General features: G+C 62.3%; 20 protein-coding genes. 13 read left to right on the top strand and 7 right to left on the bottom strand.

Translation table 11 applies throughout. The annotated features are described in order from the left end of the window. The first annotated feature begins 442 nt into the window (after positions 1-442). Together dbpA and PG888_RS10775 are read left to right on the top strand one after the other, a co-directional pair. Positions 443-1822, top strand: coding sequence for an ATP-dependent RNA helicase DbpA (gene dbpA / locus PG888_RS10780; RefSeq protein ID WP_042057548.1), 1380 nt, complete (start codon positions 443-445; stop codon positions 1820-1822). Positions 1823-1936: 114 nt separating this feature from the next. Continuing rightward, positions 1937-2227, top strand: coding sequence for a YkgJ family cysteine cluster protein (locus tag PG888_RS10775; RefSeq protein ID WP_042057550.1), 291 nt, complete (start codon positions 1937-1939; stop codon positions 2225-2227). 27 nt (positions 2228-2254) lie between these two features. Here the strand turns inward: PG888_RS10775 and PG888_RS10770 are convergent, their stop codons facing one another. Beyond that, positions 2255-2662, bottom strand: a complete 408-nt coding sequence (locus tag PG888_RS10770; RefSeq protein WP_270693359.1) for a hypothetical protein — start codon at positions 2660-2662, stop codon at positions 2255-2257. Between the two features lie 276 nt (positions 2663-2938). Here PG888_RS10770 and PG888_RS10765 point away from each other — a divergent pair, with 276 nt between their 5' ends. After that, entirely contained in the window at positions 2939-4333 is a 1395-nt protein-coding gene (locus tag PG888_RS10765; RefSeq protein WP_270693360.1) for a PepSY-associated TM helix domain-containing protein, read from the top strand. Positions 4334-4415: 82 nt separating this feature from the next. Here PG888_RS10765 and PG888_RS10760 read toward each other — a convergent pair whose 3' ends face one another. Next, positions 4416-5321, bottom strand: coding sequence for a 1,4-dihydroxy-2-naphthoate polyprenyltransferase (locus PG888_RS10760; protein WP_058053172.1), 906 nt, complete (start codon positions 5319-5321; stop codon positions 4416-4418). Positions 5322-5529: 208 nt separating this feature from the next. On the opposite strand from PG888_RS10760, the gene PG888_RS10755 reads away from it, so the two are divergent. The 9 genes from PG888_RS10755 (at position 5530) to PG888_RS10715 (ending at position 16844) form a co-directional block, all read left to right on the top strand. Then, positions 5530-6849, top strand: a complete 1320-nt coding sequence (locus tag PG888_RS10755) for an isochorismate synthase (RefSeq protein WP_270693361.1) — start codon at positions 5530-5532, stop codon at positions 6847-6849. A 32-nt stretch (positions 6850-6881) separates the two neighbouring features. Continuing rightward, complete coding sequence (gene menD, locus PG888_RS10750; protein ID WP_270693362.1) at positions 6882-8642, top strand: 2-succinyl-5-enolpyruvyl-6-hydroxy-3-cyclohexene-1-carboxylic-acid synthase; 1761 nt, start codon at positions 6882-6884, stop codon at positions 8640-8642. Beyond that, positions 8602-9399, top strand: a complete 798-nt coding sequence (menH, locus tag PG888_RS10745; RefSeq protein ID WP_270693363.1) for a 2-succinyl-6-hydroxy-2,4-cyclohexadiene-1-carboxylate synthase — start codon at positions 8602-8604, stop codon at positions 9397-9399. The genes menD and menH overlap by 41 nt, the downstream gene beginning before the upstream one ends. Beyond that, positions 9392-9529: a hypothetical protein gene (locus tag PG888_RS10740; RefSeq protein ID WP_156135269.1), complete on the top strand. Its 138-nt coding sequence runs from the start codon at positions 9392-9394 to the stop codon at positions 9527-9529. Before menH ends, PG888_RS10740 begins: the two co-directional genes overlap by 8 nt. Then, a complete protein-coding gene (gene menB, locus PG888_RS10735) occupies positions 9522-10382 on the top strand; it encodes a 1,4-dihydroxy-2-naphthoyl-CoA synthase (RefSeq protein WP_042656614.1) in 861 nt (286 codons plus the stop codon). Before PG888_RS10740 ends, menB begins: the two co-directional genes overlap by 8 nt. Then, positions 10382-11311, top strand: a complete 930-nt coding sequence (gene menC, locus PG888_RS10730; protein WP_270693364.1) for an o-succinylbenzoate synthase — start codon at positions 10382-10384, stop codon at positions 11309-11311. The genes menB and menC overlap by 1 nt, the downstream gene beginning before the upstream one ends. Further along, positions 11304-12731 carry an o-succinylbenzoate--CoA ligase gene (gene menE, locus PG888_RS10725; RefSeq protein WP_270693365.1) on the top strand — a complete coding sequence of 476 codons (1428 nt, stop codon included), beginning with the start codon at positions 11304-11306 and terminating at the stop codon, positions 12729-12731. Before menC ends, menE begins: the two co-directional genes overlap by 8 nt. A gap of 218 nt (positions 12732-12949) precedes the next feature. Then, positions 12950-15709: a collagenase gene (locus tag PG888_RS10720; protein ID WP_270693366.1), complete on the top strand. Its 2760-nt coding sequence runs from the start codon at positions 12950-12952 to the stop codon at positions 15707-15709. A gap of 187 nt (positions 15710-15896) precedes the next feature. Continuing rightward, positions 15897-16844 carry a SanA/YdcF family protein gene (locus PG888_RS10715; RefSeq protein WP_270693367.1) on the top strand — a complete coding sequence of 316 codons (948 nt, stop codon included), beginning with the start codon at positions 15897-15899 and terminating at the stop codon, positions 16842-16844. Between the two features lie 95 nt (positions 16845-16939). Here the strand turns inward: PG888_RS10715 and PG888_RS10710 are convergent, their stop codons facing one another. From PG888_RS10710 to PG888_RS10700, 3 genes are all read right to left on the bottom strand, one after another. Next, the gene (locus PG888_RS10710; RefSeq protein ID WP_182938321.1) at positions 16940-17554 is read right to left on the bottom strand and encodes a superoxide dismutase; all 615 of its coding nucleotides are present in this window, start codon (positions 17552-17554) and stop codon (positions 16940-16942) included. A gap of 17 nt (positions 17555-17571) precedes the next feature. Next, positions 17572-18051: a hypothetical protein gene (locus PG888_RS10705; protein ID WP_082040682.1), complete on the bottom strand. Its 480-nt coding sequence runs from the start codon at positions 18049-18051 to the stop codon at positions 17572-17574. Positions 18052-18226: 175 nt separating this feature from the next. After that, on the bottom strand, positions 18227-19243 hold the full coding sequence (locus PG888_RS10700) for a chemotaxis protein CheV (RefSeq protein WP_042057572.1): 1017 nt from the start codon (positions 19241-19243) through the stop codon (positions 18227-18229). 203 nt (positions 19244-19446) lie between these two features. Between PG888_RS10700 and PG888_RS10695 the strand changes: the two genes are divergently transcribed. After that, entirely contained in the window at positions 19447-20166 is a 720-nt protein-coding gene (locus PG888_RS10695) for an SDR family NAD(P)-dependent oxidoreductase (RefSeq protein WP_042057574.1), read from the top strand. Here PG888_RS10695 and PG888_RS10690 read toward each other — a convergent pair. Together PG888_RS10690 and PG888_RS10685 are read right to left on the bottom strand one after the other, a co-directional pair. Further along, positions 20153-22219, bottom strand: coding sequence for a tRNA(Met) cytidine acetyltransferase TmcA (locus tag PG888_RS10690; RefSeq protein ID WP_042057576.1), 2067 nt, complete (start codon positions 22217-22219; stop codon positions 20153-20155). The genes PG888_RS10695 and PG888_RS10690 overlap by 14 nt on opposite strands. Next, positions 22216-22527 (bottom strand): HlyU family transcriptional regulator, encoded by a 312-nt coding sequence (locus tag PG888_RS10685; RefSeq protein ID WP_042057578.1) that lies wholly within the window; start codon positions 22525-22527, stop codon positions 22216-22218. The genes PG888_RS10690 and PG888_RS10685 overlap by 4 nt, the downstream gene beginning before the upstream one ends. Positions 22528-22585: the final 58 nt, after the last annotated feature.

Here is a 22585-nt window from a genome sequence, read left to right as displayed (position 1 = left end):
GCATGCAGGATAATACAAACGTTTTTAAATTAATTACGCAATGAACTGATATTAATCGCACAACATAGATAACATAAATCCTTTTAAAACATCATGTTGGGCAATTAAGTCGCCGTTTTCATGTTTTTTGAAAATATTCGAGCAGCATTTTCGCAACATTCATTGCGGCGTAGTCTCTGCTCGTGGAATATTTTTCAGCCATTATATTGAAATACCGAAATTGGAAAACGTTTATCCGCGATAAATAATTAGATGAGTGTTTGAAAAATAGTCCTTGTTACATTGTCAGTGATTGCCCGTGATCGGTTTGGCAACAAATGAACCCGGCACGCATCCTCGTGGCCAACCGTTCAAAAATCCGCCACATCCGGCAGCGCTTTCTGATACAATGCGCGCCCTTGCGCACGGCGCATCCCCGTTTTCTCCGAAATAGAGTCCTTTTGTGAACAACAGCGAATTTAGCAGCCTCAATCTCTCCCCCGCCCTGCAAGAAAACCTCACCAGCCTGGGTTACCTGCAGATGACCCCGATCCAGGCCCAGAGCCTGCCCCTGGTACTCGAAGGCAAAGACCTGATCGCCAAGGCAAAAACCGGTAGCGGCAAGACCGCTGCTTTCGCCCTCGGCCTGCTCTCCCGCCTCAACGTCAACCGTGTCGACGTACAGGCGCTGGTACTCTGTCCGACCCGCGAACTGGCGGATCAGGTGGCTCAGGAGATCCGTCGTCTGGCGCGCGCCCTGCCCAACGTCAAGCTGGTCACCCTGTGCGGCGGCACCCCGACTGCACCGCAATCCGCCACCCTGAGCTTTGGCGCCCACATCGCCGTCGGCACCCCGGGTCGCATCCTCAAGCATCTGGAGCAGGGTACGCTGGAGCTCTCGAGCCTGGAAACGCTGGTGCTGGACGAAGCTGATCGCATGCTGGACATGGGCTTTGGCGAAGACATCAACCGGGTCATCAGCTATGCCCCCGAGCGCCGCCAGACCCTGCTGTTCTCCGCCACCTATCCGGAAGGGATCGCACAGATGAGCCGCGGCGTGCAGCGCAATCCGGTCGAGGTGAGCGTGGAGTCCCTGCACGAGGGGAGCGCCATCGAACAGAAGCTCTATGAAGTCCCCTTTGGTCAGCGCCTCGATGCCCTCACTTGGCTGCTGAGCCACTACCAGCCGAGCTCCTGCGTGGTGTTCTGCAACACCAAGCGCGCCTGTAACGACGTGGCCGACCATCTGGCTGCCAAGGGCTTCTCGGCGCTGGCGCTGAACGGCGATCTGGAACAGCGCGAGCGGGATCAGGTGCTGGTGCGCTTTGCCAACGGCAGCGCCACCATTCTGGTGGCCACCGATGTGGCGGCCCGTGGTCTCGACATTAAGGAGCTGGGCGCCGTCATCAACTACGAGCTGACCTATGATCCGGAAGTGCACGTGCATCGCATCGGCCGTACCGGTCGTGCCGGCCAGCAGGGTCTGGCTCTGAGCCTCTATCAACCGAACGAAGCCCAGCGCGTCAACTTCATCGAAGAGTACCAGCAGGCTCCGATGCCGCTGGGTGATCTCGACAGCATCGGCCGCGACATCAAGCCGATCGCTCCGCAGATGGTGACCCTCTCCATCGATGCGGGTCGCAAGACCAAGGTGCGGGCCGGTGACATTCTGGGTGCGCTGACTGGCGAAGGCGGCATTGCCGGTGCCGACGTCGGCAAGATCCAGATCTCCGAGCAGTACTCCTACGTCGCCGTGAAGCGCAGCGTGGCGAGCGCCGCCCTCAAGCGGTTGCAGGAAGGCAAGATCAAGGGGCGCAGCTACCGCGCCCGCAAACTGGGCTAAGGGCGATGGCGGGCAGCATCTCTGCCCGACTTGTCATGAACCACAGCACGGGCGCCTTTGCAGGCGCCTGTTTTTTATCGAAAATGTGCCATTCCGATGGCATGGACAACACAGATGAACAGAGAACCCCAAGCCGAAGTCAGCTGCCAGAACTGCGAAGCCTGCTGCTGCCGCCTCGAAGTGATGCTGTTTACCGATACCGGCGTACCGGATCGCTACGTGGACGAGATAGAGGGACAGGTGCCCGTGATGCACCGACTGGAAGATGGCTGGTGTGCGGCGCTCGACCGCAACACCATGATGTGCCGCATTTATGAAGTACGACCGCTGATCTGCCGTGAATTCGAAATGGGTGAACCCGACTGCGTTGACGAGCGGGACAAGTGGTTTATCAAGCTGGAGTGAACTTGGGCCAGGCAGGATGCGGGGTGGTCAAGCACCCGCTGGTTCGCAGGGAGTAGCTGTGAGCTGCTCCCCCAGCCACTGGATAGCGGCCGCCTCCTGCTCGAAGTAACGCACCGCCCGAAACGGCAGATCCTTGAAGATGTTATCCGCCAGATAGCGCTTGAAGCCCCCCACGAAGACCACCGCCAGAAACTGACAGCCACTCTCGGCACACCAGCCAAACTGGCGACGAAAACGGGCCAGCACCTCGGGCCCGGCCGCTTCGAACTCGGTCGCGACCTCGACAATCCCCCACGGGCGATCCACCAGTCCGGCCAGCTCGTGGCGAAAGCCCGCTTCATAGGCCATGGCCCCTGCCAGATTGAAGGGGCCACGCGGGCGGCAGATCAGCATCTGGCCCCTGCGCTCCATGTCGAATTGCCCATGTGGCTGCATGACTGCTCCCATTCCGTTACCACCACCGCCTGCAGATTGTTATCACAAGGTAATAATTTATAAAGAAAAGTCCAGCATCAAACAGGCTTCCCACAAAGTGTGCTCATCCCATCCGGCAAACCGCCATCGCCCTGTCAGCACACCATATCACCGCCATCCCGTACTGAACCGACCTCGAGATGTGTGATTGCAGTTAACGAAACGTTACTGCTATTATCCGCGCCGCCACAAACATTCCACCAGCCGAAAGGTTTACCCCCCCAACAAGGATGTGCAATGAAAAACAGGGACTCGAGTCATTACCAACGGATCTGGCGCTGGCACTTCTACGCCGGTCTCTTTGTCGCTCCTTTCCTGATCCTGCTGTCACTGACCGGGATCGTCTATCTGTTCAAACCCCAGCTCGACAACCTGATATACCCCGATCTGATGAAGGTCGCCCCCGCCAGCCAGACGCTGAGTGCCGACCAGCTGCTGGCCAAGGCGATGATGACCATGCCCGATGCCAGCCTGCGTAAATATCTGCCGCCTGCCGCTCCCGACCAGAGCGCCCAGTTCATCGTCAATCGGGGCGAACAGGAGCTGACCCTGTTCCTCGATCCTGCCAGCGGCGCCCTGCTCGGCACCATGGACAACAAGTGGAATCTGCAGGCGGTGGCCCGCTCCCTGCACGCCGACCTGCTGCTCGGCACCACCGGAGATCGGCTGATCGAGCTGGCTGCAGGCTGGGGACTGGTGTTACTGCTAAGCGGTCTCTACCTCTGGTGGCCACGCAAGGGGCCCGGGGTGAGCGGCATCCTCTGGCCCAGAGTAAGCCAGCGCGGACGCCTCTGGTGGCGGGATCTGCACGCCGTGGTTGGCTTTTGGGGCGCCGGTTTCCTGCTGCTGTTGCTGCTGAGCGGCATGACCTGGACCGGTTTCTGGGGCGATCAGTTTGCCGCAGTCTGGAACCGCTTCCCCGCAGCCATGTGGAACGAGGTGCCCAAATCGGCGCCACTGGCCCGCAGCCTGAATCAAGCCCACGAGCAGACCGTCCCCTGGGCGGTGGAGAACACCCCGATGCCCAGCTCGCAGCCGGTCGATGAGGCGCACGATCATGGTGCCATGAACCACGGCGAGCATGAGGGTATGGTGATGGCAAGCCAGCGCATTGCGCTGCAACAGGTGGTCGAGACAGCCAGTGAACGGGGCGTCAAACCGGGTTATAGCATCACACCACCGGTCGGTGAGAGCGGCGTCTACACCATCGCCCTGTTTGCCGACGATCCACGCAACGACGCCACCCTGCATATCGATCAATACAGCGGCAAGGTGCTGGCCGATGTGCGCTGGCAGGATTACGGCCCGGTCGCCAAGACGGTAGAGAGCGGCGTCATGCTGCACATGGGCAAGCTCTACGGCTGGCCCCATCAACTCGCCATGCTGATCATCTGCCTGATGGTGCTGATCAGCGCCGTAAGCGGCTTGTGGATCTGGTGGTGCCGCCGCCCGCAGGGCCGTCTCGCCGCGCCGCCGCTGCCCGCCAAACTCCCGCCGATGCGCGGTGCCATCGCCCTGCTGATCCTGCTGGGGATCGCCTTCCCGCTGGTCGGCGCCTCCATGGTTGTCATCTGGCTGCTGGATACCCTGATTTTCTCTCGTCGCCCCCTCAAGGTGGCGCGCGCCAGCTAAACCCGACGGCACAGCTGAAAAGAAAAAGGGCTCCCATCTCGGGAGCCCTGTTCATTGTTCGCCTTGGCGTTTGCGCCCCCCGTCAGGAGAGCGCCAACCCGATGGAGAGCAGCAGGCTGAACAGAAACGCGCTGATGGCGGTCTTTTTGAGCGCGCCGGTCAGCACCTCGCCATCGTAGCTCTCGCGCAAGGTGCGGGCCGCATCGCTAAGCGGCTTCATGGCAGGCAGGAAGATCCACGGCCAGAAACTGGCGGGCTGGGTCAGGATAAAGGCGATGGTCGCCAGCAGCGCCGCCCCCAGCAATACCCAGTGATAGGCGATGGCGCGGTTGCGGCCAAGACGTACCGCCAGGGTGATCTTGCCGCTGGCGGCGTCGGTCTCGATATCGCGCACATTGTTGATATTGAGCACGGCGGTCGCCAGCAAACCACAAGCGGTGGCGGGCAGCAGCAGATCCCACTCCAGACTCTTGGTGAAGAGGTAGTAGGAGCCGAGCACCCCCAGCAGACCGAAGAACAGGAACACCGAGATATCGCCAAACCCGCGATAGCCGTAAGGGGTCTTGCCCACGGTATAGGTCACTGCCGCAACGATGGCCGCGCCACCCAGCACCACAAATGCCAGGATCTGCAGCCACTGGCCACCGAAGGCGCAACCGAGTAACAGCAGGCCACTGGCCACCGCCGCCAGCGCGGTCAGCGCCATCGCCACGCACATCTGTTTTTTGGTGATAAGGCCGGAGACCACCGCCCGCTGCGGGCCGATCCGCTCGCCGTTGTCGGCGCCGGAGACCGCATCGCCGTAATCGTTGGCCAGATTGGAGAGGATCTGCAGCAGGATGGCTGTCAGTAGCGAGAGCGCCATGATGGTGCCATCAAAGGCACCACGACTGGCAGCCAGCCCCGAGCCCAGCAGGATGGAAGAGCAGGCGAGCGGCAGTGTTCGCAAACGCGCCGCCAGCAACCAAACAGAGAAGGTATTTGTCATATTGTGATGGCCAAACAATCGGATATTGATCGTGTTAAGGGTTATCGAACCGGATTTGGGTATACTTGGCCCCGGAGAGTGAAGCTCCCTCGGGCGATTTACATGGACGAATGGGCAGATAATATATAGGAAATCATCGCCCTTTGGCATAAACCTACGGCATCCTGCTACCGGATCGCTCGTTACTACCCGGCTCAGAAAAGAATCCATGTTGGCTCAGACCCATATCAAGCAACAACTGGACGCCCTGCGTCACAGCAACGTCAGCGGCTTCGTGCGGTTGCGAGTGGCAATCGAGATCCGCTCCTTTCTGGGCTGGCTCGCGGCGCAAACCCTCTATCCCCGCATCTACTGGCAGGCCCGTGGAGAGGATCGTCCCGAGTATGTCGCGCTGGGCGCCATCCATGAACTGACCGAGCCGCACGCCATCAAGCAGGTGTGTGCCAACGCCAGCCAGCATCACGACGACAGCCCCCGCTACTATGGCGGACTGGCGTTCGATCCGGCCCAATCCGGCTGGCAAGGGTTTGGCCCCTGCCGTTTCGTGCTGCCCCGCATCGAGCTGGTGCGCCGTGGCGAGTGCGTCAGCCTCTGCCTCAACCTCTGGCTGGATGACGACAATCTCGAGGCCGAACTGCAGGCCGCCGAAACCGCTCTCGATGCCCTGCACCCGGAAGCCCCGCTGCCCGCCCTGCAAAAGCAGCCCTGGCAGCGACAGGATTGCCCCGGCCCCGCCCAGTGGCAGACGCTGGTAGAGCGCGTCACCGCCCCCGATTTTCAGACCCACACTCCCAAGGTGGTGCTGTCGCGGGAGAGCGTGCTGACCAGTCCGAACCATGATGCGGATATCAATCCCTGGGCCATGCTCGACCAGTGGGCCCGCCACGCCCAGGACTGCTTCCACTTCGGTTTTCAATTCTCCCCCGAGCAGGCCTTTATCGCCTGTTCCCCCGAGCGGCTCTACCGCCGGGAAGGGAGCCACCTCTTTACCGAGGCGCTGGCGGGCACCATCCGCCGCTCCGGCGATGAGGAGGTCGATGCCCAACTGGCCGCAGAGCTGCTGGCCGACAGCAAGAACCGGCTGGAGAACCGGCTGGTGCACGCCGACATCCTGAGCAGGCTGGCACCGCTGGCCCACGATGCCACCCTGACCGAGCCGCGCATTCTCAAACTACGGCTGCTGCAACACCTCAAGTGCGATATCGAAGCCGAGCTCAAGCCTGGCGTCTGCGACTGGCAACTGCTCGACGCCCTCCACCCGACTCCGGCGGTGGGCGGCGCCCCGCGCGAAGCGGCGCTGGCCTTTATCCGCGAGTTCGAGCCCTATGAGCGGGGCTGGTACGCCGGAGCCTGCGGCATGTTGAGCCGGGAGACCTCGGAGTTTTCGGTCGCCATTCGCAGCGCCCGCATTCAGCCGGGCAGCGTCACCCTGTTTGCCGGTGCCGGCATTGTCGCCGGTTCCGAGCCTGTCGCCGAGTGGGCCGAACTCGACAACAAGATCGCCAATGTGCTCTCCCTGCTGGGATAGCCATGACCCCTTTTCAACCCGCGAGAGCCCCTATGCCCACCCGTAAAGAGCCTGCCAGCGAAGAGTTTGCCTGCCCCCCGTTTTCGAGCCAGCACGCCACCTTCAACCACGTCTGGTCCTCCCTCTTGCTGGAGGAGCTCTTTCGCCTCGGGGTGCGCGACATCGCGCTGGCCCCCGGCTCCCGCTCCGCGCCGCTGACCATGGCGGCCGCGGCCCATCAGGGCTTTCGCCGTCACCTGCACTTTGACGAGCGCGGTCTCGGCTTTATGGCGCTGGGGCTGGCCAAGGGGAGCAACCGGCCGGTGGCGGTGATCATGACCTCGGGTACTGCGGTGGCCAACCTCTGGCCCGCCGTGGCAGAGGCCCAGCTCACCGGCGTGCCGCTGATTATTCTCTCCGCTGATCGCCCTCCTGAGCTTATCGACAACGGCGCCAATCAGGCGATCGACCAGCAGGGGATCTTCGGCCGCTACCCCGTCTATCAGCAGAACCTGCCAAGCCCCACTCCGACCATTCCAGCGGCGTTTGTGCTGAGCTCGGTGGATCAAGCCTTGGCCAAACAGGCGCTCACTCCCGGGGTGGTGCACTTCAACTGCATGTACCCCGAGCCCCTCTACCCGGGCGAGCACTATCAGGATTTCGCCGACTATCTGGCCCCCCTCGGCAACTGGCTCGGCTCCCACAGGCCATGGAGCCCGTGGCAGCAAAGCGAGCCGAACTGCCCGCCGCAACCCGAGTGGAACGAATGGCAGCACAAGCGCGGGGTGATTGTGGCCGGACGGATCACGGATCCCGCACAGGCACAGGCGGTCGCCGCGCTGGCGGAGCAACTTGGCTGGCCGCTGCTGGCGGATCTGCAGAGCCAGATCCGCTTCGATAGCCGCAACCTCATCCACATGGATCTGGCGCTCAACGACCCTGAATTCGTCGCCGAGCTGGGCCGCGCCGAGGTGCTGCTGCAATTTGGCGCGCGGCTTATCTCCAAGCGGCTCAGCCAGTTCATCAAGCACCATCCATGGCAGGATTACTGGCTGGTGGATCCGCAACCGGCGCGGTTCGACCCCGACTACCGGCTGCGCAACCGGCTGCTCTGCAGTGCCAGCACCTTTGCTGCGGCCCATCCGGTCACCACCGTTCAGGCCCCCTGGCACCAGTTGGCCGAGCTGCAACACCATGCCAGCCAGCAGATCGCCGCTGCCTGCGAGCGCTTCTCGGAGCTCGGCATCTGCCATCGCCTCAATCACCTGATCGAAGGACAGCTGTTTGTCGGCAACAGCATGCCTGCCCGACTGATGGATATGCTCGGCGAAACGGGCAAGGGGCCGAGTCGGGTGATGACCAACCGCGGCGCCTCCGGCATCGATGGCCTGATCGCCACCGCCTACGGGTTTGCCCAATCGATCGAGCCGGGCAGCGATGAGCCCACCACTCTGCTGCTCGGCGATCTCAGCGCCCTGCACGATCTCAATAGCCTCGCCCTGCTCAGCAAGGCGAGCCGACCGCTGGTGGTGATCCTGCTCAACAACGATGGCGGCAGCATCTTCCGTATGTTGCCGGTGCCCACCGAAGGGGAGCTGCTGGAGAGCTACTATCGACTGCCCCACGGCCTCAGCTTTGAACATGCCGCCGCCATGTTTGGCCTCGCTTATCGCGCACCGACCACCCTGCCCGAGTTCGAGCACGATTACCGCGCCGCCCTCAAACATGGCGTTACCTTGATCGAGATCCGGGTACCGAGCGAGCAGGTAGCCGATGATCTCAAGGCACTGGGGGCCGCTATCCGTGGCAAATAAAGATGCCAATGTGCCGCTGGTGCTGCTGCACGGCCTGCTGGGGGATAGCGGCGACTGGCAACCGGTGATCGACCGGCTGCCCGCCATCCGCTGCATTGCCCTCGATCTGCCGGGTCACGGCCAGCATCACAATCTCAACGTCAGCGACTTTGAACAGAGCCACCAGTGGCTGGTTGCCGAGCTGGCCAGCCGCAATATTGAACGCTATCTGCTGGCGGGCTACTCGCTGGGGGGGCGACTGGCGCTCTATCACGCCAGCCGCGAACCCGCCGGGCTGCAGGGGCTGCTGCTAGAGAACTGCCACCCGGGGCTACCGGCCAGTGAACGGGCCGCACGCATCCAGCACGATGAACTGTGGGCGCAGCGCTTTGAGCGTGAGCCCTTGGCTGACGTGCTGGCAGACTGGTATCGGCAAGGGGTGTTTGCCGATCTCGACGACGCGGCCCGCGCCCGCCAGATCGCCCGCCGCCTTGGCAATGATGGCAAGGCCATCGCAGCCATGCTGCGCGCCACCTCGCTCGGCAAGCAGCCGGATCTCGCCCCCTGGCTCATGCGGTGCCCGCTGCCGGTCACCTGGGTGAGTGGCAAGCGGGATCACAAATTCCATCAGCTGGCTTGCCAGCTGGCGAGTCAACATCGCAAAATCAACCACTTGGTGCTGGAGGGCGGCCACAACCTGCACGCCCATCAGCCAGAAACCTTTGCCCGACTCCTCGCGGAGTGGGTCAACCAACAAGAAGAGACGAGTCATGATTGAAGCAATGACGGAAGCTGAACTGTACGCACCTGTTCAACATGCCGGGATTGCTCAACGCTGTGCTCAACTCTTTGCTCAACTCGGTGCTCAACTGCGCTCGACCAGATCAGAAGGAAAAAACCATGATTGAAGCAATGACCGAAGCGGAACTGTACGCTCCTGTTGAGTGGCAGGATTGCTCCGCCGGTTACGAGGACATCCTCTATCACAAGTCCGGCGATGGCATTGCCAAGATCACCATCAACCGTCCCCAGGTCCGCAACGCCTTCCGTCCCCGCACCGTCAAAGAGATGCTGCAGGCACTGGCCGATGCCCGTTATGACGATCATATCGGCACCATCATCCTGACCGGTTTTGGCGAAAAAGCCTTCTGTGCCGGCGGTGACCAGAAGATCCGTGGCGACTACGGTGGATACCGTGATGACGAGGGGACTCACCACCTCAACGTGCTCGACTTCCAGCGCGACATCCGCACCTGCCCGAAACCGGTCGTTGCCATGGTGGCCGGTTACGCGGTCGGTGGCGGTCACGTGCTGCACATGATGTGTGATCTGACCATCGCCGCCGACAACGCCCAGTTTGGCCAGACCGGCCCGAAAGTGGGCTCCTTCGACGGCGGTTGGGGGGCTTCCTACATGGCCCGCATCGTCGGCCAGAAGAAAGCCCGCGAAATCTGGTTCCTCTGCCGCATGTACGATGCCCAGCAAGCCCTCGATATGGGTCTGGTCAACACCGTCGTGCCGTTGGCGGATCTGGAGCGCGAAACCGTGCGCTGGTGCCGCGAAATGCTGCAAAACAGCCCGATGGCGCTGCGCTGCCTGAAAGCGGCCCTCAACGCTGACTGTGATGGTCAGGCGGGCTTGCAGGAGCTGGCAGGCAATGCCACCATGCTGTTCTACATGACCGAAGAGGGTCAGGAAGGCCGCAACGCCTTCAACGAAAAGCGTCGCCCCGACTTCTCCAAATACAAGCGGAATCCCTGATGACACTAGCCCTGTATCGCTATCAACTGCCTTTTACCCAGCCACTGACCTTTCACGGCAAGGTGGAGGTGGCGCGAGAGGGGCTGTTGGTGCGCATCAACGACGGCTGGGGGGAGATTGCCCCCCTGCCCGGCTTCTCGAAAGAGAGCCTGCAACAGGCAGAGGCGGAAGCCCTTGCCGCGCTGGCGGTCCTGGCTGCTGGCGACACCCCGAACCCCGTGCTGCCGTCGGTGCAATTTGGCCTCGACTGCGCGCGCCGGACATGGCCCGAGCAGCGCAACCCGCTGCCGGAGCCCTATCCCCTCATTCAAGGCTCCCCCCAGGAGCTGCTGCGCAACTGGAAAGAGTGGCTGCACCGCACGCCCAGCAAGGCCAAGCTGAAGGTGGCACGCTACCCGATGCGTGACGAGCTGGCGCTGATCCGCCTGCTGTGCGATCGGGTGCCCTCCCTCAAGCTGGTGCTGGATGCTAACCAGGGCTGGACCCGCGAGGAGGCGTGGACCTTCTGTGGCCACCTCGACCCTAATCGCATCGAGTATCTGGAAGACCCCTGCGCCGACTTTGCCGACATCGCCTTTGTCGCCAACCGTACCGGCATGCCGGTGGCGCTGGACGAGCTGCTGGCGCAGGGCAAGCCGTGGGAGCCGATCCCGCAACTACGTGCGCTGGTGCTCAAACCCACCCTGCTCGGTTCGCTGGCCAACTGCGAAACGCTGATCGCCCGCGCCCGCGAACTGCGGCTCAAGGTGATCATCTCCTCCTGCTTCGAATCGGATCTGGGCCTGAACCAGCTGTTCCATCTGGCGGGCGAATGGGCACCGGAACAGGCCCCAGGCCTCGATACCCGCCGCTGGATGGCGGGCAATCTGCTGGGGGAAGATGGCAAACCAGATCTGAGCCGACTGGAGAAACTGTATTACCGTGATTGACCCCTCACGCTCACCAGAACAGACGCCTTGCCCGGTACGCCACCGGGCAATCACCACCCCGAACCGCATTGCCATCCACGCCGCCTCGCCCCTCAGTTATCGCCAGCTCGATGCCCGCCTCAACAGCCTGTGCCAACAGCTGGAACAGGCTGGGGTGCGCCGTGGCGATCATCTGGCGGCGGTGGTGCGCGGGTCGCTGGAAGATGTGCTGCTGGCCTGGGCCTGCGTGCGCAGCGGCATCATCTTCTGTCCACTCAATCCCGCCTTTCCCCTTGAAAAGCAGCGCGAGCTGGCGGTGCAACTCGATGCCAGCGCCTTCTGGTCGGCAGGGGAGATACCGGCAGGCAACTGGCAACCCTTGCAGCTCGACTTCGCACGCGACCTGCCGGCAAGCGAGGAAACATGGCCGCTAGAATCGACCCAGCTCAACAACATGATCCTCACCTCCGGCTCCAGCGGTACGCCGAAAGCGGTGGTGCATCGGCTCTGCAACCACCTTGCCTCGGCGCGCGGCTCTGCCACCCTCATTCCCCTCGATGAGAGGTCCGGCTGGCTGCTCTCCCTGCCGCTGTTCCATGTCGGCGGCTACGCCATCCTGTTTCGGGTCTTTCTGGCGGGTGCCACGTTGGTGCTGGATCAACGTGAACGCCCCCTCAAGGAGCGGCTGGAGTGCCAGCCCATCACTCATCTCTCGTTGGTGCCAACCCAGCTCTGGCGCCTGCTGGCTGAGGGTTTTGACCCCGCACGAACCCGCCTGCGCGAGCTGCTGCTCGGGGGCGCCGCCATCCCGCAACCGCTGGTGAAGCGCCTCTGCGCCATGGGGCTCGAACCCAAGGTGAGTTATGGTCTCTCCGAGATGGGCAGTCAGGTCTGTACCGCTATCCCCGGCGATGCAGGCGTAGTTGGCAAACCGCTACCGGGACGGGAAGTGTGTATCAGGGAGCAGGAGATCTGCGTGCGCGGCGCCACCCTGTTTGCCGGTTACTACCGAGATGGCGAGCTGGAACTGCCCCTCGATGACGAAGGCTGGTTTCATACCCGCGACAAGGGGAGGTTCACTGCCGCAGGGGAACTGGTTGTAGAGGGGCGGCTCGATAACCTCTTTATCTCGGGTGGCGAAAACATCCAGCCCGAAACCATAGAGCAGCGACTGGTGGATCACCCCGCTGTCGCCCAGGCGCTGGTGGTGCCGGTGCCGAGCGACGAGTGGGGGCAACGCCCCGCCGCCTTTATCGACTGGCACGGCGAACCGGTTCCCTACTCCGAGCTGGCAGCCTGGATCCGCAACACCCTGCCCGGCTTTATGGTGCCCGACCACTGGCTCCCCTGGCCCGATCTTGGCGGCAATCTCAAGCCCTCCCGCCAACTGCTGGGCAAGGTAGTCCGACAACAGACCACTCGGGTACGACAAGCTGAATGAGATCGGACTCACAATTTACCGATCTTCTTTGAAAACAAAAAAGAAACATGTGAGTCCTCACTGCGGCGCCAACCCACGATAATTCGATCAGACTCAAAAAGTCACCATCTTATTGATTTATCTGATTTTTAATTGGCAATTGATATCCCTTTGGAACTGTTTAAATTGCCTTGCGATTACTCGCAAGACAATACACAAACAAAAACAAAGGGATAAAAATGAACCGTTCGGGTACCGGGTGGCTGCTGCTGGCAGGCCCCCTGCTTTTGGCGACATCCTCGGCGCAAGCCAACTACTCCCCCAATGACTGGCGACAGTATCAGCTGACTGGCGAATCGAGCCGGCAACTGGCCGCTCGCATCACCGAGATCACCTACGAACTCAAGGCGCGCAGCAGCAACGCCCCCTATCAGCAGCTTAGGGTATACCGTCGCTTCGACTGGCAGAGCAGCGATCTCGCTGCACTGGCCGAACAGCAGTGTGGCGAGCCGCAGCTCAAGGTAGATGCGGGCTGGCAGATCCGCTTCGTGCGCTGTGAAGATCGGATTCCGGCGGGCAAGCTCATTCCCGCCAGCAGTTATGACTTTGGTTATGGCCTCAAGCAGGGTCGCTGGGAGCAGCTGACGGGCACGCCGACCGCCCAGCGCCAAGATCGTCTGCCGCTGCCGCAAGCCATCATCCTGGGCCAGAGTGAAAGGGAGCTGGATCGCTGCGAACTCAACGCGCAGGGCCGCTGCGCCGAGTCGGAATGGCACTATCAGCCGCAGGATTGGCAGCAGTTGCAGGTACTTGAAGAGACCCCGAGCGAGCGGGATGGCCGGTTGGAGCAGATCTTCTTCCGTCTGCAACCGGTGGCAGGCAGTCAGGCTGCCGCTCAGGTCAGCGAGATCCACGTCTGGCGCCGCTATCAGTGGCAGCTGGATCAGCTCACGCCTCAGCAGGAGTGTGATGAGCCGCAGGAACGCAAGGAGGGGAGCAACACCATCCGCTATCGCATCTGCCGTCAGGTGATCCCCGCTGGCAGCGAGGTTCAGGTAACGTTGCAAGATAGCGGCTACCAATACCCGGTCGCTGGCGGCGAGTGGCAACCCCTGCCAGAGATCAAAGAGTGGCAGGAGAGCCGGGTGCTCAATCGCCCCATCGTGCTAGCCAGCAAGGAGGATCAGCTGGAGTGCCGCCGCGCCAACGGTCGTCTCTGCTCCGAGCTCGAGCAGCCCGATGTGGATCTGCTCAACAGCGATGCCGCCAAACTGGTAGCCGACGTGAGCGGCCAGAACAGCCCTGCCTGGCAGGCGGATTACGGCCACGATGATGCCAAGCTGATGGCGGTGGTGCGCGGCATGCGTGCCCTACTGGCGGCCAACCAGCCGACCCATCCGGCAATGGACAAGCTGCTCTACTATGTGCGCGCCCATAACTACCATGGCGGCGTTGGCAAGGAGAGTGATCAGGCCGCCCGGGCACTGGCCGGGGTGATGATTGATCTGCTTAACCACCCATTGCTGCTGGGAGCTGAACCACAGGATCAGGCTGGCACAGTGCTGGAAGCCTGGAGCGTGGCGGCGCAGGGACAACTTGGGCAAGCCGCCTTCCGCCAGAGTGCCGCCCCCATGCTGGCCCAGCTCAACCAGGCGCTCGGCTATGCGGTGCAACATGCGGCGCAGATCAATGGCCACAAACCCTGGGCCGATGGTCTGTTCGAGCTGCTCAATCTGGTCGATCAGAGCGCCTCTTATGGTCAGCAGGCTGACTTCAGCGCAGTTGTGCTGCAACAGGAGGCGGCATTGCGCCAGAGCCTGCTGCAACTGGGCCTGAGCGAGCTGGCCCTCTGGAAACAGCGCGATGGCTCACGGGATCTGTTTATCTTCAACAACATCCTCGATGCCCATAGCCGTCTCTACCAGATGATGCGCTACCTCCATCACACCAGCCCGGATAAGGCGATCGCCTATCGCCAGCAGCTGGATCGCGATGTCATCGCCATCATGCGCCAGCAGGGGCTGATCCCGGGTGGCCAACATCCGGCCGCCATGCTGGAAGAGGTCTCCCTGACTCTCTCCAGCTACTACCTCACCTACACGGATCGCACCAGCGAGGCCTGTGTCAGCGGCGAGTTCGCCGGGCTTTGTACTCCGATCCGCATGGAGGAGATCCTGCCGTTCGAGCACACCTGCTCACCCACCCTGCGTCTGCGCGCCCAGGATCTGACTCAGGCTCAGGCCGAAGGGATCTGCCGCGAGCTGGGTGACGAGGAGCAGCGCTTCCACCAGCAGATGGAAACGGGCGAGCAACCGGTGGCCGATGATCACAACGAGGCGCTGGAGCTGGTGATCTTCAACTCCTCCGCCGACTGGGGCCGCTACGGCAGCGCGCTGTTTGGCGTCTCCACCGAAAATGGCGGCATCTATATCGAGGGGGATCCGGCTCGCCCCGGCAATCAGGCCCGCTTCTTCGCCTATGAGGCGGAGTGGAAACGCCCCACCTTCCAGGTGTGGAACCTGCGCCACGAGTACGTTCACTATCTGGATGGCCGCTTCAACCAGTACGGCAGCTTTGGCCACTATCCGCTCAACCGCACCACCTGGTGGGCCGAGGGGATTGCAGAGTACATCGCCCACGGCCAGTGCTTTGCCCGGGGTCTGGATAACGTGGCAAACCGCCCCGCCAACCAGCGCCCGACACTGGCGGCGATCCTCCACCTCGATTACGAGCAGGGGGGCGAGATGGTCTACTCCTGGTCCTATACCGTGCACCGCTTCCTCAACGAGACCGGTCGCGGCGCCAGCTGGCTGGCGCTGGCACAGGCGCTGCGCAATCCGGATCGGCAGCAGGCGATGAGCGACTTCGAAGGGGAGCTGGACCGGCTGATCGCCAACGACAGCGACGCTTATCAGGCGTGGCTCGGCCGGGATCTGCTGCCCTGGTGGCAAACCAACAAGGAGTCAGACGCCTGCAAGGGCAACGACTCCGCCCACTGATAGACCTCAAACAAAAAGAGGGGCTGCCACCGCAGCCCCTCGCGTTATCCTCCCGCTCGCCCGGCCTCGCCTGCGACAACCTCTGCCCGAATGAGCGGCCCGCCCGTTATCAAGCCTGACGCCAGCGGCCGAGTTGTAATAGAATGCCGAAAGCCATTCCCAACTTCAGACCCTGACCGCACCGCGCATGAAGAAGTTTGCCAAGATCCTCCTCGCCTGCCTCGTTTTGCTGCTGGCCCTGATTGCCATGCTGCTGGGCTACAGCGAGTGGATCGTCTCGGATGCCCGCCACTATACCCACGACAAGGTGGACGAGGTGCCCTACAACCGGGTTGCGGTGGTGCTGGGTACCTCCAAATATCTCTCCGGTGGCGGCCCCAACCACTACTTCAAATACCGCATCAAGGCGGCGGCCGAGCTCTACAACAATGCCAAGGTGGACTTCATCATCGTCTCCGGTGACAACGCCACCGTGCAGTACAACGAACCACGCCAGATGCGCCGCGCCCTGATCAAGGCGGGCATCCCCGCCTCCGCCATCTATATGGATTTCGCCGGATTCCGCACCCTCGACTCAGTGGTTCGCGCCAGGGAGGTATTCGGTCAGGATCGCTTTACCGTGGTCTCACAGGGCTTTCATAACGAGCGGGCCATTTTCATCGCCCGCCATTTCGGTATCGATGCGGTCGGCTTCAATGCCGAGGATCCCAGCGCCTATCAGGGGATCCGCACCCGGGTGCGGGAAGTCTTTGCCCGCCTGATGGGTCTGCTCGACCTCTATGTACTGGACAAGGGGCCCAAGTTCCTCGGAGCACCGGTGCCCATCGGTCTGCCTGTGCCTTGCCACTCGCTGAGCACCATCGGCAGCCTGCAACCCTGCCTCAAACAGCCCAAACCGGCGGTGGATAAGACCAAGCCTGCGGCGGTATCTGCAGCGGTTGCCACCGAGTCGGCCACTCCGGCTATCTCGGCTGCGATTGAACAAGTCACTGCAGCTGCATCCGCAGCGGCAACCACTGAACCGGTCACCCCCGCCAAACCCGCGGCAGAAACCGCCGCCAAGATGCCCAGCGCGGCCTTGCCCATATTGCCGGTGGGCTCTTCAGCCGCCAGCGCCAGCACTGCCGCACCATAAACAGACGACCCGCCAACTGGCGGGTCCTGTTATTGCAGCGTGGATTGTGGCAGCCAATTTGAACTGCTCATCCTGGCCCATCCCCTGTGGCTATGTCAGCCGCGCGCCGCCTGATAGCGGCGGGCCACTTCGGCCCAATCCACCACCTGATAGAAGGCCGCGATATAGTCAGGACGCTTGTTCTGGTACTTGAGGTAATAAGCGTGCTCCCACACATCCAGCCCCAGGATCGGGGTATGGCCATGCATCAGGGGACTATCCTGATTGGCACTACTCTCCACCTGCAATCTGCCCGCCTTGTCCACCACCAGCCAGGCCCAACCGCTGCCAAAGCGGCTCAGGGCAGCCTGAGTGAAAGCCTGCTTGAAGGCATCGAATCCCCCCAATTCCCGCTCGATGGACAGCGCCAGCTCACCACCCGGCTCACCGCCCCCCTGCGGGCTCATCACCAGCCAGAACAGGGAGTGGTTGGCATGACCGCCGCCATGGTTGCGTACCGCCCCCTGCAAGGCGGCTGGCAGGCTGTCGAAGCGGCGCAGCAGATCCTCAACCGGCAGTGCGGCCAGCTCGGGCGCGGCTTCCAGCGCGACGTTAAGGTTGTTGATATAGGTCTGGTGATGACGGCTATGGTGGATCTCCATGGTCAGGGCATCGATATGGGGTTCCAGTGCGTCGTAGGCATAGTTCAGGGCTGGCAGGGTATGACTCATGATGACCTCTGTTCGGATTAATGGAGCCGGGATGAGGGCTCGCTCTGGCACAGGCAGTGACCGAGCGAGCGCATGATCGCGGCGTGGCTGCCGTGGCGCTGTACGAACGTCAGCAACTCGGCACGGGTAGTGCGGGTATGGCGCAAAGCGGCCTCTCGCAGGCGGGAGGAGCAAGCGGGGGAGTAACAGGTCGCCAGCAGGCAGTCGTGCACATAGCAGAGCAGGTCGGCGGCGCGATCGGGCAGAGTCATGGCCACCAGCAGATCCGCCAGATTGTGGTGGGCCACCACCAGCGCCGCCACCGCCTCGTCAGCATCGTGCCACTGCACCAATTGCTGACGAGCCAGCCAGAGCGCCTGCTGATAATGGGCCAGCGCCTGATGGTACTCGCCGCAATCAAACAGCCGGTTGCCCTCTCTGGTCTGCTGCTTCCAGTGGGTCATACTGCTGCCACCTTCGGTCGACTCGACCCACCCCTTCACCCAGGTTGCTGTCATACGCTTCACACCAACAAATGATAATAATTATCATTACATGAATCATATCCGGGAGACAAGGGGTGTGGGGATCGCAGCAAACAACCAAAACAGCGCGGCCACTCCTTGGCAAGGAGTGGCCGCTTGAGGCAACCGGTCAGAAGATGCGACCGGTCAATGGCAAGTTAATGTCAGGTCAGATGTTGTTGGCTGGCGAGGGCGGGGCGATCCCCAGCAGCATATGATCCATCATCCCCACCATGCGCCCTATCTCCGGTTTGGTGATGGTATCGTTGGCCCCCAGTTGCAGCGCCTTCTGGCGGTTGTCATCGCTCATCAGGGAGGAGAACATCACGATGGGCATCTCCTTGTAGGAGGGGGTATCCCGCAGTCGCTTGAGCAGGTGCATGCCATCCATGCGCGGCATCTCCACATCGGTGATCACCGCATTGACGAAGCCGGAAACCGGCATCTTCTCCTCCTGCGCCAGACGATCGAAATCCGTCAGCATCTCCAGCCCTTCCCCCCCGTCCTTGGCCGTTATCACGTTGTAGCCGGCGGTACGCAGGGTGGTCTCGATCATCTTGCGGATAAAGGCCGAGTCGTCCACCACCAGAATGGTCTTGCCCTGACGCAGCGCCATCATGCGATCGTCGATGAGCACCTTGCGATCCTGGGTGACGTCGTACTTCTCCATGCTGAGTTCGGGGTTGATGTCGGCGATGATCTTCTCGAAATCGAGGATCATTATGAGGTTGCCATCGCGCCTGACTACCGCCACCACGCAGTCGTTCTCTCCCGCTTCCAGAAACTGGCTGGGGGACTCCACATCCTCCCAGGAGACCCGGTGAATCCTGCTGACGCTGTCGATCAGAAAGCCGTTGGCCATCTTGTTGAAGTCGGTGACGATCACCACCTTGTGGCTGGGGTCAGGGTTGGTCTTGATGCCGAGCCAACCGGCCAGATCCACCAGCGGGATCAGGCGCTCCCGCAGGGAAAAGACCCCCACCATATGGCGCTGGGCATTGGGGTAATCGGTGGTTTCCGGCACCCGGATCACCTCGCGCACCTTGGCGACGTTGATCCCGTAGTAGGCGATCTTCTCTCGCCCGTCCGGCAACTGCTTCTTGAGGTGAAACTCGATGATCTCAAGCTCGTTGGTGCCGCTTTCGGTCAGGATAGATTTACGCTCTTCCCCATCTTTGGACATCATGGTGACTCTCATTCTGGTTGCGCGGGCAGCAGACCGCTGCGGTTTTCTCTCAGTATAGGAATGGAATGCACTCTGCTGCGCTGATCCGGTCAAGAATGCAGCTATAACCGCTTGATCCGCGAGGCCGGAGGGCTCGTACCAGCCTATCAGGAAAATTGCGGTGCGATGGAGAAGGCCATCACAGCGTCACAAGGAGAGGGATCATGAATGAGAGCGTGCTCGTGATTGGGGCTGGCGGCGGGATCGGGGCGGCGCTGGTCGCACAATGGCTGGCAACCGGCACAACCCGGGTCATCGCCATCAGTCGTCAACCCGCACCTGCGGGCCTCTCGTCGCCAGATCTTCACTGGCTATGTTGTGATTACAGCGATGAGCAGATGGCAGCTGCGGTAGCCCGCATCGCGGAATTGGCGCCGAGACCGCATCGGGTGGTGATCTGCAACGGCATGCTGCATCAGGGGGAGATCCAGCCAGAGAAACGGCTCGAAGCACTCAATCTCGCTGTCATGACCCGCCTCTACCAGACCAACGCCTTGCTGCCGCTGCGCTGGATCAGCCAGTTGTTACCGCTGTTTGGCCGCGAGCCTTGCACTCTGGCGGTACTCAGTGCCCGAGTCGGCAGCATTGGCGACAACCGAGCAGGCGGCTGGTATGGCTATCGCGCATCCAAGGCCGCCCTCAACATGCTGCTCAAGTGTGCCGCCATCGAGCTGGCCAGGCGGGCCACAGGCGTCAAATTGCTGGCCTTCCATCCCGGCACCGTGGATACCCAACTCTCCCGCCCGTTTCACGCCAATGTACCGGCGGGAAATGTGCAGAGTCCCGAGCTGGTAGCCGACCATCTGATTAACCTGATGAACCGGCTGCAACCGGATGGCGAGCTGAGCTTTCTCGACTGGCAGGGCAAACCTATCGAGTGGTAGGGGAACCCAAGAGACGTGCCAGCAGTGCCCGCAAGCTCTTGATCACGGCGGGCTTGCCTGCCAGCTGCAATCTCGCAGCAAGTCTTCCCCAGTCGGCATATTGCCAGATGGTGGCGATCAGCAGATGGCGCTCGGCAGGGGTGAGCGAGGCCAACACATCCAGATGTCGCGCCAGCCATAGCTGCAGGCTGGCTTGGCTTAGCTCGAACGGCTTGTGATGCAGGGCAAAGCATTCAATATCGTCGAGCTCGAACTCGCCAAGCTCAGTTGCGGTGACGGTACTGCCTTGCAGAGATTGCCATACCAGCTCGGGATCCAACGCGCTCAACTCACCAGCCAGCAAGGTCGGCAGCTGGCGTACGAAACGCTGCTGCCACTGATCCAGCTCGGGCTCATGCTCGGGTTTCAGCGCTTTGAGCAGCAGGGCTGCGTGGCAGCCGCTGGCGGCATCCCGTTGCAAACCGATGCGCAGCACCGTCAGTCCTGCCTTGCGCCAGAAGGGGAGCAGGTCGGCGCTGGCCGAAAAAGCCGAGCCCAGGTAGTCGATACCAATCTGGCGATAGTGCTCCTCAAGCTTGCCAAGCAGCAGCGAACCCAGCCCATGGCGATGCAGCTCGGGGTGGATGGCGATACGCATCACCCGGGCGTAACTGCGCGCCCCCGCCGTTTTGAAACCGGCGTGGGCCAGCAGCGACTGGGGCAGCAAATGGCCGCGCGGGCGGCGGCGCCCTGCCCAGATCGCCTCGGCGAGTTCGGGTTCGATTTCCCCTTCCCGCGCCACCAAGGCCACACCCAGCAGGCTCTCGTCCTGCTCCAGCAGATGGATGTCGAGATCCGGGCTCTCCAGCAGCGACCTGAGATCGCTCGGCGTGGTTTGGTAGTGGGCCAGCACCAACAGGCCGAACAGCTGGTTGAGCAGCGCCTCGTCACTCGACAGCGCCTCTTGGCTGACCAGACGCCAGCTCGGGCTGGTCGGTGGCATGGGAGTTGCGACTTCGGCATTGAGGCCGAGCAGGCGGAAAATCAGCGGCTCCAGCGGATCGTGCTCACTCCAGCGGATCGGTTCGCCCAGTTGGATCTCCTGCCAATCCGGCGTTTGGCTATCCAGCACTCGCTTGAAGCGCAGGTGAAAACCACGTCCTGTTCCCTCGTAACCGTGCTCAGTGGTGGCAAACACGATACGGCTGTGACGGGCCAGCATGGCCTCGAGCAGCGGGGTCGGAATGGCGGCCGCTTCATCCACCAGCAGCAGATCGGGATTAATCGCCTCGTGCACCAGCCGATCAGGAGAGCAGTAGCTCAGCCCGGTTAGCTGCTCCGGCGTGGTATCTAGCCCGCGAGCTGCGTGGGCAAACAGGGTCGCCACCGTCGCCTGTGAGGGGGCCGTCACCACTATGTTCAGCCCGGGCTGCTGGCGCAGCAGCTCGGCGGCGGCCAGCCCCAGCAGCGCACTCTTGCCACGGCCGCGGTCGGCACTCAACACCAGCGGCCGGCGGCGATGACCGTGCAACACCTTGTGGATGGCGGGCAGCGCCCGGGCCTGATCGCAGCTCAACGCACGCTCCGGCCCAATCGGTTGCCACGGCTGCGGGCAAACCGGCAGCTCCAGAGAGAGGGCCGGATCGCCAGTTAGCAGCCGCACCAGCCGGGCGATAAAGCCGTGACCGGCCCGGCTTACCTCCTCCTGCTGGGCCACCAGCCTAACCCGGTCGGGATCCGGCCATGCGGGCCAGATCTCTCTGGGCGGCGTCAGCAGCAACAGCAAGCCACCGGCGCGCAAGGTGCCTGCCAGCGCCCCGAAGGCGTCGGGGTGAAAACCGCTGAAGGCGTTGAACACCAGCGTGTCGCACTCCTGACCGAGCCGCTGCAGCGCCTTGGCGGCGGGTTGCGGGGCATAACACTCAGGCCCAGCCCCCAGCCAGAAGATGTGCTCACCGAGCAGGGATTGGGCGCGGGCAATGCACTCGGCCTCCTCCCCCTCCAGCCAGATCAGGCGCCGCTCACCGGCGCGGGCCAGCGCCTCGCGCAGCCGGTTGACCTCTTGTGGCGTCATGAAGCCGCGCTGTCAACCGGTTTGCGGGGTTCGAACATGCGCTCCCCCATCTGATCGATAAAGGTGTGGGACTTCTGCACCATGAAACGCTCGGCATCGGCCGGATTGGCAAACAGATCGGAGCGGATGAAACGGTGGGTTTGCAGCACCCCATCCAGCTCCTTGGTGATGCGGCCCGCCAACCGGTACTGGCCCCCTTCCGCCATGGGCTCGGGGTAGATGAGATAGCCGGCATATTCGGTGGGAGTGACTTCAGGCGCCTTGGTCGGCTCGCCCCCGAACAGGGCGCTGAACAGTTTCTTGAGCATGGTGATCTCCTCTGGTTGCCAGCATTGTCCCCAAGGGGTTGCACAGTGGCAAGCAGGG

It is taken from the genome of Aeromonas sp. QDB23, from assembly GCF_027707745.1.
GTDB lineage: Bacteria > Pseudomonadota > Gammaproteobacteria > Enterobacterales > Aeromonadaceae > Aeromonas > Aeromonas allosaccharophila.
This window is presented reverse-complemented; position numbering and strand designations above follow the sequence as displayed.

Excerpts from the sequence above, each read along its gene's own strand:
- menD (WP_270693362.1), top strand. The coding sequence starts at position 6,882 with ATGCCCACCCGTAAAGAGCCTGCCAGCGAAGAGTTTGCCTGCCCCCCG.
- PG888_RS10700 (WP_042057572.1), bottom strand. The coding sequence starts at position 19,243 with ATGATGTCCAAAGATGGGGAAGAGCGTAAATCTATCCTGACCGAAAGC.
- PG888_RS10710 (WP_182938321.1), bottom strand. The coding sequence starts at position 17,554 with ATGAGTCATACCCTGCCAGCCCTGAACTATGCCTACGACGCACTGGAA.
- PG888_RS10690 (WP_042057576.1), bottom strand. The coding sequence starts at position 22,219 with ATGACGCCACAAGAGGTCAACCGGCTGCGCGAGGCGCTGGCCCGCGCC.
- menB (WP_042656614.1), top strand. The coding sequence starts at position 9,522 with ATGATTGAAGCAATGACCGAAGCGGAACTGTACGCTCCTGTTGAGTGG.
- PG888_RS10740 (WP_156135269.1), top strand. The coding sequence starts at position 9,392 with ATGATTGAAGCAATGACGGAAGCTGAACTGTACGCACCTGTTCAACAT.
- PG888_RS10770 (WP_270693359.1), bottom strand. The coding sequence starts at position 2,662 with ATGCAGCCACATGGGCAATTCGACATGGAGCGCAGGGGCCAGATGCTG.
- PG888_RS10695 (WP_042057574.1), top strand. The coding sequence starts at position 19,447 with ATGAATGAGAGCGTGCTCGTGATTGGGGCTGGCGGCGGGATCGGGGCG.
- PG888_RS10755 (WP_270693361.1), top strand. The coding sequence starts at position 5,530 with ATGTTGGCTCAGACCCATATCAAGCAACAACTGGACGCCCTGCGTCAC.
- menH (WP_270693363.1), top strand. The coding sequence starts at position 8,602 with ATGATCTCAAGGCACTGGGGGCCGCTATCCGTGGCAAATAAAGATGCC.
- PG888_RS10715 (WP_270693367.1), top strand. The coding sequence starts at position 15,897 with ATGAAGAAGTTTGCCAAGATCCTCCTCGCCTGCCTCGTTTTGCTGCTG.
- PG888_RS10760 (WP_058053172.1), bottom strand. The coding sequence starts at position 5,321 with ATGACAAATACCTTCTCTGTTTGGTTGCTGGCGGCGCGTTTGCGAACA.
- PG888_RS10765 (WP_270693360.1), top strand. The coding sequence starts at position 2,939 with ATGAAAAACAGGGACTCGAGTCATTACCAACGGATCTGGCGCTGGCAC.
- PG888_RS10685 (WP_042057578.1), bottom strand. The coding sequence starts at position 22,527 with ATGCTCAAGAAACTGTTCAGCGCCCTGTTCGGGGGCGAGCCGACCAAG.
- PG888_RS10775 (WP_042057550.1), top strand. The coding sequence starts at position 1,937 with ATGAACAGAGAACCCCAAGCCGAAGTCAGCTGCCAGAACTGCGAAGCC.
- PG888_RS10705 (WP_082040682.1), bottom strand. The coding sequence starts at position 18,051 with ATGACAGCAACCTGGGTGAAGGGGTGGGTCGAGTCGACCGAAGGTGGC.
- menC (WP_270693364.1), top strand. The coding sequence starts at position 10,382 with ATGACACTAGCCCTGTATCGCTATCAACTGCCTTTTACCCAGCCACTG.
- PG888_RS10720 (WP_270693366.1), top strand. The coding sequence starts at position 12,950 with ATGAACCGTTCGGGTACCGGGTGGCTGCTGCTGGCAGGCCCCCTGCTT.